Consider the following 10,815-nt stretch of genomic DNA (forward strand, 5'->3'; position numbering starts at 1 on the left):
TATCGACAAAGAGATTTATTCTGACGCGCTGAAAATGTTCAAGGAATACAAGGCTTATCTCTGCTCTGCGGACGAGAAGAAAAATCTTGAGAAGTATATGTTCGGAGTTGACGGAGACCCGAGCGTTGCAAAATTGAACCCTGACATCGTTGGAATGAATCCAGTCGTTCTTGCAAAAAATGCCGGATTTGAAATTCCTGCCGAGACAAGCATTATTTTGGCGGAATGCAAGGAAATCGGTGTTCCTGAGTGCCTCACACGTGAAAAGCTTTCCCCTGTTCTCGCAGTTGTAAAATCAAATTCAACTGAGGACGGAATCAAAAAGGCTGAAAGCTCTGTAAGATTCAACGGACTCGGACATTCGGCCGCAATCCACACAACAGACAAAAAAATTGCCGAGCATTTCGGCGACGTTGTTCCTGCAATCAGAATCATCTGGAATTCGCCTTCAACATTCGGCGGAATCGGAAACGTCTACAACTCGTTCATTCCTTCTTTGACCTTGGGCTGCGGTTCTTACGGACACAACTCGACTGACGACAACATCAGCGCGGTGAACCTTTTGAACATCAAGAAACTTGGACGGAGAAGAAACAATATGCAGTGGTTTAAGATTCCTTCAAAAATCTACTTTGAGCGCGACTCAATCGAATATCTCCACCAGATGAAGGAGATTCACAAGGCGATTATCGTAACTGACCGCTCTATGGTTCAGCTCGGCTACGTTGACAAAATCACTGACCAGCTCAAGCTCAACCGAAACGAAATTCAGTACCAGCTTTTCTGCGATGTCGAGCCGGATCCTTCTATTCAGACTGTCAGAAAAGGCGTTGAGCTTATGCGCTCGTTCGAGCCTGACACAATCATCGCGCTTGGCGGCGGCTCTTCAATGGACTGCGCAAAGGGAATGTGGCTTTTCTACGAGAATCCTGATGTAGACTTCAACGACCTCAAGCAGAAGTTTATGGATATTCGAAAACGCGCGTTCCGCTATCCTGCACTTGGAAAAAAAGCGTTGCTCGTCTGCGTTCCTACAACATCTGGAACCGGCTCTGAAGTGACTCCGTTCGCAGTAATCACAGACAAGGAAGAGCACAAGAAATATCCTCTTACAGACTATTCTTTGACTCCGAACGTTGCGATTATCGACCCGACTTTCACATACGGGCTTCCTCCAAAAATCGTTGCGGACACCGGAATGGACGTTTTGACGCACGCGACAGAAGCGTTTGTTTCAACTCTTGCAAGCGACTTTACAGACGGACTTTGCATTCAGGCAATCAAGATGGTCTTCAAGTATCTTGAGCGTTCTTACAAGAACGGCGCTTCCGATGTTGAGGCGAAAGAGAAAATGCACAACGCTTCATGTCTTGCCGGAATGGCTTTTGCAAACGCATTCCTCGGAATGAACCACTCAATGGCTCACAAGGTCGGAGGCGAATTCCACGTTCCGCACGGACGCGCAAACGCGATTCTTCTTCCGTTCACAATCCGCTACAACGGCGCGCAGCCAGAAAAGCTTTCAACTTGGCCGAAGTACAACTATTACAAGGCCGCAGAACGCTATGCTGAGCTGGCAAGAATTCTCGGTCTTCCTGCAAAGACAACTGCGGAAGGCGTTGAGTCTTATGCGAAAGCGTGCGGCGAGCTTGGAATGAAGGTCGGAATCCAGATGAACTTCAAGAGCCAGGGAATCGACGAGCAGGCTTGGATGGACGCTGTTGAAAAACTTTCTTACCTTGCATACGAAGACCAGTGCTCACCTGCAAACCCGCGCGTTCCGATGGTTTCTGATATGCAGAAAATCTTGAAGGAAGCATATTCAACAACAGAATTTTTTGAAAAGTAAAAGATGAAAAAATAAAAAAGAGGAAAAGACACCTTTTTTAAAGGTTTCTTTTCCTCTTTCAAACTCTTTTTCTTCCAAAAAAATGGTCATTTGTCTGTTATTCATTCAGATTTAATGGCCATTTTTTATTGTTTTAGAATATTTTTCAAAAACTACAGTGTTGCAATAGTTCTTTCTATTCTCTTAAGGCTGCGCTCTTTTCCAAGGACGTGGATTGAACCAATAAGAGGCGGAGAAACACGGCTTCCAGTAACTGCCATACGAATCGGCATCATAAAGTCGCCAAGTTTAATTCCAAGTTCTTCTGCCTTTGCCTTTGCAAAATTTTCTGCGCCTTCGTGGTCAGTTTCAAAAACTGCTGCAACAAATTCTTTTGCAACCTCCAAAACTTCCTTAGTTTTTGCGGCATCGATTCTTTTTGGAATAATCTGGTCTGCAGAAGGAACTGCAGGTTCTGTAAACATAAAACGAACCATTTCCGCAGCTTCGGTCAAGAACTTCAATCTTTCCTGAATAAGCGGCATAAGTCCCATCAAGGTTTCTTTTACGTCTTCGCTCGTCATATTCATCGACTTGTCAACACAATAAGGCTCTCCGTCCTCTCCAAGCGCAACTCCAGAGAATTGAGGACCAACATTTGGTTTTGGCTGCGGATTTTCCGGATTGATTTCGAGAGTCGCGTCTCCTGTTCCAGTAATAAACGGCAAAGTCCATTTGTAAAGTTCTTCTGTCGAAAGCTGACGAATATAGTTTGCATTGTAAAATTCGAGTTTTTTGTAATCAAAAACAGCAGGAGCTTTATTCAAGTGTTCAAGGCTGAATTTTTCTGCAAGTTCTTTGAGAGTGTAAAACTCTTTTCCTTCTTCATAAGAACATCCCAAAAGCGCAACGTAGTTTATAATTGCCTGCGGAAGATAGCCGCGCGCGCGGAACTCATTAAGAGAAGTTGAACCGTGGCGTTTTGAAAGTTTTTTTCCGTCAGAACCGTTTACCATTGGAAGATGGCAGAATTCAGGATGCTCCCAGCCAAAAGCCTTGTACATCTGAACGTGGAGCGGAGTTGAAGGAATCCATTCCTGAGCGCGCATAACGTGCGAAATCTTCATAAGATGATCGTCAACAATATTCGCAAGGTGGTAAGTCGGAAATCCGTCTGACTTCAAGAGAATCGGGTCAGGAGAAATATCCTCGTTCTTCCATACAATGTCGCCCAAAATATGGTCGTGGAATTTTGTCTCGCCTTCCATCGGAACCTTTAAGCGAATTACGTGAGGAACTCCAGAAGCAAGCTTTTCTTTTACTTCTTCTTCTGTCAAATGCCGGCAGTTTCTGTCATAGCCAGGTGCCATTTTATTTTCTGTCTGAATTTTGCGGATTCTTTCAAGGCGTTCAGCATCGCAGAAACAATAATAAGCCTCGCCTTTTTCAATAAGCTCGTTCGCGTATTTTTTGTAAAGCTCGAAACGCTCGCTCTGAACGTAAGGACCGTATTCACCGCCCTTGTCGCCGCCTTCGTCCCAGTCAATTCCAAGCCAGGCAAGAGTATCATAAAGATTTTTTACGTATTTTTCGTCGTAACGTGTGCGGTCGGTGTCTTCAAGACGCAAAATAAATTTTCCGCCCTTTGAGCGCGCAAAAAGATAATTGAACAGCGCAGTCCTTACACCGCCAATATGCTGCATTCCAGTCGGAGACGGAGCGTAGCGAACACGAACTTCTTTAATATTTTCCATGTCATTCCTCTTAAATTCAATAAATGAATTTTATAATTCCCTAAATTCCAAATTTAAAATCCAGCATTCAGGCTATAAAAAAACAATTTTATCTTTTCATTATACTGAAAATAAGAACTTCTGGGCAACTATGGTAAAAAAAATCTACTTTTTCTTTAATTTTTTGCAGCACCAGAAAAAAACAGGAATCAAAAAGCTGTCCGCCAAAAGCCAAGCCAACGGACTCGCAGCACAAGCAGCGGCAAATCCAAACATCGGAATAAAAATAACTCCGATTACACCTCGTCCAACAAGTTCAAATGCTCCGGCAAATACAGCAACCGTTGAAAATCCCATTCCCTGAATCATAAACCTTACGACATTCACAAGAACCAAAAGAACATAACAGGCGCTGTTTACAAGCAAAAACATGCGCACATTTTTACAGACAAGCTCCACAACTTCAGGCGCTTCATTTTTGTTCATAAAAAGATTGGTCAACGCTTCGCTTCCAAAAAACATCACGACAAATGCAAAGGCAGAATAAATAAAACCGATAATGCAGGCGCTAAAAAGCCCGCTGTTCAAACGTTCAGTTTTTCCTGCGCCGACATTCTGTCCGCCATAAGTCGCCATTGTTGTTCCTAAAGCATCAAAAGGCGTCGCAAAAAAAATATTTATTTTAGCTCCAGTTGCAATCGAAGCAACATAAACTGATCCAAGAACGTTGACCGCAGCCTGCAAAATTACAGAGCCGATTGCTGTAATTGAATATTGAAGCCCCATCGGAACACCAGTTCCAAGAAGGCTAAGACTCCTCCTTGAACTAAAAATCCTGTCTTCCTTATTCAACCTTAAAATTTCAAATTTTCTGTGCATATAAAAAAAACAGATTATTCCGGCAATTCCCTGGCTTATAACAGTCGCATAGGCAGCGCCGGGAATTCCCCAGCCAAAACAAGCAATAAAAATCAAATCAAGAATAATATTTAAAACTGCAGAAAAAATCAAAAAATATAGAGGTGTCTTGCTGTCGCCAACAGCACGTATTATTCCAGAAAGAAGATCATAGAGAATTACGACAGGAATTCCAGCCAGAATAACCACAAAATAATCATAAGCGCCATCAACAACGTCGGCAGGAGTTTTTAAAAGTACGAGAAGCGGCTTGCAAAAAATCACAGTAACCGCAGTCAGAACAATTGAAAAAATTCCGCCCAAAACAGCAGAATTAAAGACAAACTGCCTCATTCCGCAAAAATCTTTTGCACCAAACTTTTGAGCAACAGGAATTGCGAACCCAGAGCAAAGTCCCATGCAAAAACCAATAATCATAAAATTGAGCGACCCTGTAGAACCAACAGAAGCTAAAGCCGAAACTCCCAAAAACTGACCGACAATAATCGTATCTACAAGGTTATAAAACTGCTGAAACAAATATCCCAAAAAAACAGGAACCGCAAAATCAAAAATAACTTTTAGCGGCCTTCCAACCGTCAAATCCTTTGTCATAACAGCAATATTATGAATAAAATTCGCGTTTTACAATCTCAAACACTTCTTTTTCGCGCCCTTCAAACAAAAAATTAGCAGACTTTTTAAAACACAATTCCCAGCTTTTTTCCCGTTCACAAAAATAAGGAAAATAATCACGGCGATTTTTCTCAAAATACAACCACAAAAAAAGCCAGATAAACTGTCCGCCAACCGTATAACAGGCTTTCTTAGCTAAAGGCGAAGCAATTTCAACTCTCGAAATATAAGTCGCGGCGTTTTTTCCTTCATTTTTTTTATTGAGTTCCATTGCGCCGGAAAAAAGCGAATAAGCTTCAAAAAGCGCCTCCTCGTCCTCTTCAATCGAAGCAGCCCTGCCCGAATTTTTACCGAGGGCAGCAAAAGGCGATTTATAAATTCTATAAGTGTTTACAACGCTCGACCGCAACGCCTGCGCACTGTGCCGGATTTTTTCTTCAAGAATCTCATCTTCCGAAATATCTTTTTTTAGCACGGCATCCGAAAAGCCCGAAATTCTCTTTAATTTGTCCGAAAAAGCCGAAATCGCATCCTGAATATTTTCCGTCATAAAAATCCACCCAAATTTAAAAGATAAATTTATGCAAGTTTGGAGCATAAATTTCGGTCAAACCCGCTTTTCATGGTTGCGCTCACGCTCATTCGGCAAAGCCGAACGCCTGCGGCGCCATTCCAATCGGGGCTACAATCCTATATTATAAATATAGCACAATACTTGTCTTGGAGGAACAAATGAAAAAAACACTTGCTGCTGTAACTGCAATTCTTCTTTGCAGTTCAATTTTTGCCCAGGAAAAAGTCTGGCTTTGGCCAAAAAAAACAGGTCCAGGCTCAGAAAAACTAAAAATCGCACAGACTGTCGAAGAGCGCGGAGGCGGAAACACTCATGACAGAATAATTTCCGGCGTAACCCAGCCTTACTTCGAAGTCTACAAGCCGTCAAAAGAATCGCAGAATAAAAAAACAGGGATTTTAATTATTCCGGGAGGCTCGTACCAGCGCGTAGTTTACGACAAAGAAGGCGTTCAGTATGTAAAAGCATACAACGATGCCGGATACACTTGTTTTGTTCTTGTTTACCGCACGCCAAACGATCCGCACAAAGACAGTTCTACAGTCTCACTTGCCGACGCGCAAAGAGCAATGCGTGTAATCCGCTCCCGTGCCCAAGAATTCGGCATAAATCCGGACAAAATCGGAGTAATGGGCTCTTCGGCAGGCGGACACGTTGCAGGAACTCTTGCAGAGCGCTACAACGATGAAGTTTACAAAATGCAGGACAAGGCAGACAAACAGGCAGACGGTTCATGGACAAATGCAAAACCGGCATTTCAAATGCTTATGTATCCTGTAATTACAATGCAGGACGGTCTTACCCACGCTGGAAGTCAAAAAAATCTGCTTGGGGAATCAGCAGCTCAAGCTCAAAAAGACGCAGCTTCCTGCGAAAAAAACGTCAGCAAGGACAATCCTATCGCATGGCTTTGCTGTGCCGTCAATGATAAATCAGTAAATCCAGAATCAAACATCATTCCTTACTGGACCGCTCTTCGCAAAGCAGGAGTCCGCACAGAACTTCACGTATTTCCGGCGAGCGGACATGGTTTTGGAATTATGGGAGCATCAGGAACGGCAAAAAAGTGGCAGGCTCTTTCAATTGAATGGCTCGACACTTATGTAAAATAACAAAAAAAAACGGACAGAATTGACAGCCAAAAATTGACCTCAATTTTGTCCAAATTAAATTTTATAGGGCTTTGCTTTCAAGCATCATCCTGTCGTTCATTTCTCCGGCAGCACCAAATTTTGCAAGCAAATCGTCAACCTTAAGACTCTTTTTTTCTTCACCACGAACATCGTAAACAATTTTTCCGTTCATCATCATAATGAGGCGGTTTCCATATTCAATCGCATGCATCATGTTGTGTGTAACCATAAACGCAGTCAAATGATCTTCTTCGATAAATTTTTTAGTCAATTCAAGTACACGAGAGGCAGTTTTTGGATCAAGAGCAGCGGTATGTTCGTCCAAAAGCAGCAAATCAGGCTTTTGCAAAGTTGACATCAAGAGAGTAAGAGCCTGTCTTTGGCCGCCAGAAAGAAGACCAACCTTGCTGTGCATACGGTTTTCAAGGCCAAGTTCCAAAAGCTTAAGTTTTTCGTAATAAAGATTGCGTTCAGAATTTTTTATTCCCCATGCAAGAGAACGTGTTTTTCCGCGTCTAAAAGCCATTGCAAGGTTTTCTTCAATTTCCATATTTGCGGCAGTACCAAGCATCGGATCCTGAAAAACACGCCCCAGATATTTTGCGCGGCGGTATTCAGGCATATTTGTCATATCAATTCCATTCAGTTCGATTTTTCCAGTATCGCAAGAATGAACTCCGGCAATCAGGTTTAAGAGAGTTGACTTTCCCGCTCCATTTCCACCAATTACAGTCACAAAATCACCGTCTTCGAGCGTAAGGTCTATTCCCAAAAGAGCTTTTTTTTCTGTAATTGTGCCCGGGTTAAAAGTTTTTGTTACATTTGTAATTTTAAGCATTTTATGCTCCCTGCCTGTTATGTAATCTTCCAGAAAATTTTAGGCTCTGCTGCTTTATGATTGGAATCGCAAGAGCAATCGTGATGATGATGGAAGTCAAAAGCTTTAAATCGCTTGATTTTAATCCAAGCTGAAGAACTACCGCAATTACAATTCTGTAAACAATCGACCCCAAAATTACAGAGATAAGAGTAAACCAGAACGGCAATTTTTTCGAAAACCAGCCAAAAATAGCTTCTCCAAGGACAATAGAAGCAAGACCGATAACCAAAGTTCCTGTTCCCATTCCAACATCACCGTATCCCTGAGACTGAGCAACAAGACCGCCGCTCAAGGCAATAAGTCCGTTAGAAAGCATAAGTCCCAAAATCTTCATTTTGTCGGTATCAACGCCCATAGCACGAACCATGTTGCCGTTATTTCCAGTAGCACGAAGAGCAGAACCGATTTCCGTTCCACAGAACCAGTAAAGGACAAGAATCAATACTGCGCAAAACAAAAGTCCAGAAAGAAGAGAAGCCATATTTGGTGTCATTCCATTAAAAAAACTTTGAATACGGCTCATTACAGTTTCTGCACCAAGCAAAGGTGTATTTGAACGTCCCATAATTCTGATATTAACAGAATACAAAGCTGTCATCGAGAGAATTCCTGCAAGAAGCTCCTGAATTTTCAACTTTGTGTGAAGAAAACCAGTTACGCCGCCAGCTAAAAGTCCAAGTAAAAATGCAGCAAAAAGTGCAAAATACGGATTAAAATTATTCATTACCATAACGGCACATACTGAACCGCCAAGAGCAAAAGTTCCGTCGCATGTCATATCTGCAATGTTTAAAACCCTAAAAGTAAGGTAAACACCCAAAGTCATAACACCCCATAAAACGCCTTGTGCAACGGCACCCTGCATAGCCATAACGATGCTTATAATATTCATAATTATTTATTATAACTTTTAAACAAAGCCTTGCAAGGCAAAAAAACAATAATTTTAGTAAAAAACAATGGAAAAAACAACGTTTTCGTTTTAAAATAACATAGTATGTTTCTAATTAAGGAAGGAAAAATAATTTTCCCAGTAAAAGTAACATTTACTCTCTTAGTTGTTTCTGCATTTTTTATAGTCTCATACGCACATAACACAAAAATCACTCACCTGCGCCAGCAATGTGAACTAATAAGCAAAACCGCCGCAACATTATTCACTTTTTCATTGGACAAGGCTCTCCCAATAAACGAAAATATCGAAGGAATGATAATGGCAACCAACGGCGACGTAAGCGGTTTTGAAAATATAATTCCAGCCTTTATTCCTCAAACTCCTTCAATAATGTGCATTCAACTGGCGCCAAAAGGAAAACCAAGCCAGTTTTTTCCGCAAATGCCAAAAGACAAAATTATAACTGATTTATACAATTCTCCGTACACAAAAAAATTTTCCTCTTTTGCAGAGATTAACCGAAAATCCTATTTGACAGGACCTTACTTTTTCGACAAAAATGAACCTATTCTCGTTCTTCAAGATCCAATTTTTCTGAGAACAAAAAAAATTCAGGGAGAATTCTGGGGTTTTTGTACAGCTTATATAAAAATAAAAGACATGTTTGATCAGGACACGTTGAATTACTTAAACTTTTCAAATCCGCCATGCAGCTACAAACTCTACAAATTTGACCCTTATATTGACAACGAAGTTTTGCTTTCTTCAAACACAAGCAAAGAGTTAATCAATCCTGTAATAACAAGATTCAACGTAAAAGAATCTTCCTGGGTACTTTATGTGGTTCCGAAAGACGGCTGGTACTCACCTTCAAAACTCTTTATAAGCAGCGTAATACTTTTTTTTGTCAGTGTAATCATTTCGATTTTGATTGGATTTTTGGTCACAACAAAGGACAGGAACGAAAATCTTGAAAAACTGACATTTACGGATTCTCTCACAGATCTCTACAATGCTCGTAAATTTTCTTTACTTCTAAAGCAATATCGAAAATTGGCATTGCCATATACGCTTATCTATCTTGACTTAAACAATTTTAAAATGATAAACGACAATTTAGGACACGACACGGGAGACAAAATTCTTACAATCGTTGCACGAAAAATTTCAAACAGCATTCGAAAAGGCGACCTTGCGTTCAGGCTCGGCGGTGATGAATTTGCGATTATTTTACCAGGCGAACATGATGAAAACTTTGTAAAAACGGTTATAGAGCGCCTAAAAGAATCTATAAAGCGAGAAACTGTTCTAGAAACAGCAAGAATGCAGGTTACAGCAAGCGTAGGTTTTGCAAGATGTCCTCAGGATAGCAGCGATTATGAAGAAGTCGTAAAAATTGCAGACAAGCATATGTACAGAGATAAAAGGATTGCACATTCAAAAGAAAAACTGTAACTGTTTTCTAAAAAAAAGGTTGTTCTTTAGTTATGGAAAAAATTTTGATCGTAGAAGATGATGCAGGAATTTCTGACTTTGTAAATGCAGAACTAAAACACGAAGGTTACACTACCTGCACAGCATTTGACGGACGTACAGCTCTCGAATTTTTTGAAAAAGAAAAACCAGATCTTATTCTTTTGGATATAATGATTCCTCAATTGAGCGGACTTGAAGTTTTAAGACGAATCAGAAAAAATTCAAACATTCCAGTCATAATTCTTACTGCGCGCGGAGAAACTTACGACAAAGTAAACGGTCTAAACGCAGGAGCCGACGACTACATTGCAAAGCCTTTTGAAATTGAAGAGCTTCTTGCAAGAATGAATGCGGTTTTACGCCGTTCAATTACAACAAATTCAAAAAATTCCCAGCTAAAAAACGGAAAGTTAGTTCTCGTACCTGACAGCATGAAAGTAACTCTTTCGGACACAGACTTAAATCTTTCAAAAACCGAATATTTAATGCTCAAATTTTTTATGGAAAATCAGGAAAAAGTCCTGTCCCGCTCTCAAATTCTTGATTCGGTTTGGGGAGAAGGTCATTTTATTGACGAAAATACAGTCGATGTTTATGTAGGCTACCTCCGCTCAAAAATTGACCAGGCAGTCGGCACAGAATACATAAAAACAATACGCGGAATTGGCTATAAAATGCTCAAAGTGGAATAAAAAATGAAAAACTCCGTTGTTTTCCGGCTTTCTATTAAATTCTCTGCAATATTAACGGCAACTGTCTTTAT

The 10,815-nt window shown here is 40.8% G+C and carries 9 protein-coding genes; 4 read left to right on the forward strand and 5 right to left on the reverse strand.

Going from position 1 to position 10,815, the window contains the following annotated elements; all coding sequences use genetic code 11:
- On the forward strand, positions 1-1,849 hold a 1,849-nt coding region (locus B3Y13_RS05730; protein ID WP_296693225.1), incomplete at its 5' end, for an iron-containing alcohol dehydrogenase.
- 152 nt (positions 1,850-2,001) lie between these two features.
- Here the strand turns inward: B3Y13_RS05730 and gltX are convergent.
- The 3 genes from gltX to B3Y13_RS05745 all read right to left on the reverse strand — a co-directional run bounded on the left by gltX (position 2,002) and on the right by B3Y13_RS05745 (position 5,644).
- Positions 2,002-3,582, reverse strand: a complete 1,581-nt coding sequence (gene gltX, locus B3Y13_RS05735; protein ID WP_296693228.1) for a glutamate--tRNA ligase — start codon at positions 3,580-3,582, stop codon at positions 2,002-2,004.
- Positions 3,583-3,726: 144 nt separating this feature from the next.
- The gene (locus tag B3Y13_RS05740; RefSeq protein WP_296693231.1) at positions 3,727-5,073 is read right to left on the reverse strand and encodes an MATE family efflux transporter; all 1,347 of its coding nucleotides are present in this window, start codon (positions 5,071-5,073) and stop codon (positions 3,727-3,729) included.
- A gap of 10 nt (positions 5,074-5,083) precedes the next feature.
- Positions 5,084-5,644, reverse strand: coding sequence for a hypothetical protein (locus tag B3Y13_RS05745; protein ID WP_296667386.1), 561 nt, complete (start codon positions 5,642-5,644; stop codon positions 5,084-5,086).
- Positions 5,645-5,826: 182 nt separating this feature from the next.
- Between B3Y13_RS05745 and B3Y13_RS05750 the strand changes: the two genes are divergently transcribed.
- Entirely contained in the window at positions 5,827-6,780 is a 954-nt protein-coding gene (locus B3Y13_RS05750; protein ID WP_296693235.1) for an alpha/beta hydrolase, read from the forward strand.
- A 61-nt stretch (positions 6,781-6,841) separates the two neighbouring features.
- Here B3Y13_RS05750 and B3Y13_RS05755 read toward each other — a convergent pair whose 3' ends face one another.
- Positions 6,842-7,639 (reverse strand): ABC transporter ATP-binding protein, encoded by a 798-nt coding sequence (locus B3Y13_RS05755; protein WP_296019993.1) that lies wholly within the window; start codon positions 7,637-7,639, stop codon positions 6,842-6,844.
- Between the two features lies 1 nt (position 7,640).
- Positions 7,641-8,573 (reverse strand): ABC transporter permease, encoded by a 933-nt coding sequence (locus B3Y13_RS05760; RefSeq protein WP_296019995.1) that lies wholly within the window; start codon positions 8,571-8,573, stop codon positions 7,641-7,643.
- Between the two features lie 105 nt (positions 8,574-8,678).
- On the opposite strand from B3Y13_RS05760, the gene B3Y13_RS05765 reads away from it, so the two are divergent.
- Both B3Y13_RS05765 and B3Y13_RS05770 read left to right on the forward strand, forming a co-directional pair.
- Positions 8,679-10,031 carry a sensor domain-containing diguanylate cyclase gene (locus B3Y13_RS05765; RefSeq protein ID WP_296693238.1) on the forward strand — a complete coding sequence of 451 codons (1,353 nt, stop codon included), beginning with the start codon at positions 8,679-8,681 and terminating at the stop codon, positions 10,029-10,031.
- A gap of 32 nt (positions 10,032-10,063) precedes the next feature.
- Positions 10,064-10,744 (forward strand): response regulator transcription factor, encoded by a 681-nt coding sequence (locus B3Y13_RS05770; protein WP_296693241.1) that lies wholly within the window; start codon positions 10,064-10,066, stop codon positions 10,742-10,744.
- Positions 10,745-10,815: the final 71 nt, after the last annotated feature.

It is taken from the genome of Treponema sp. UBA7567 (assembly GCF_002476655.1).
Classification (GTDB): domain Bacteria; phylum Spirochaetota; class Spirochaetia; order Treponematales; family Treponemataceae; genus Treponema_D.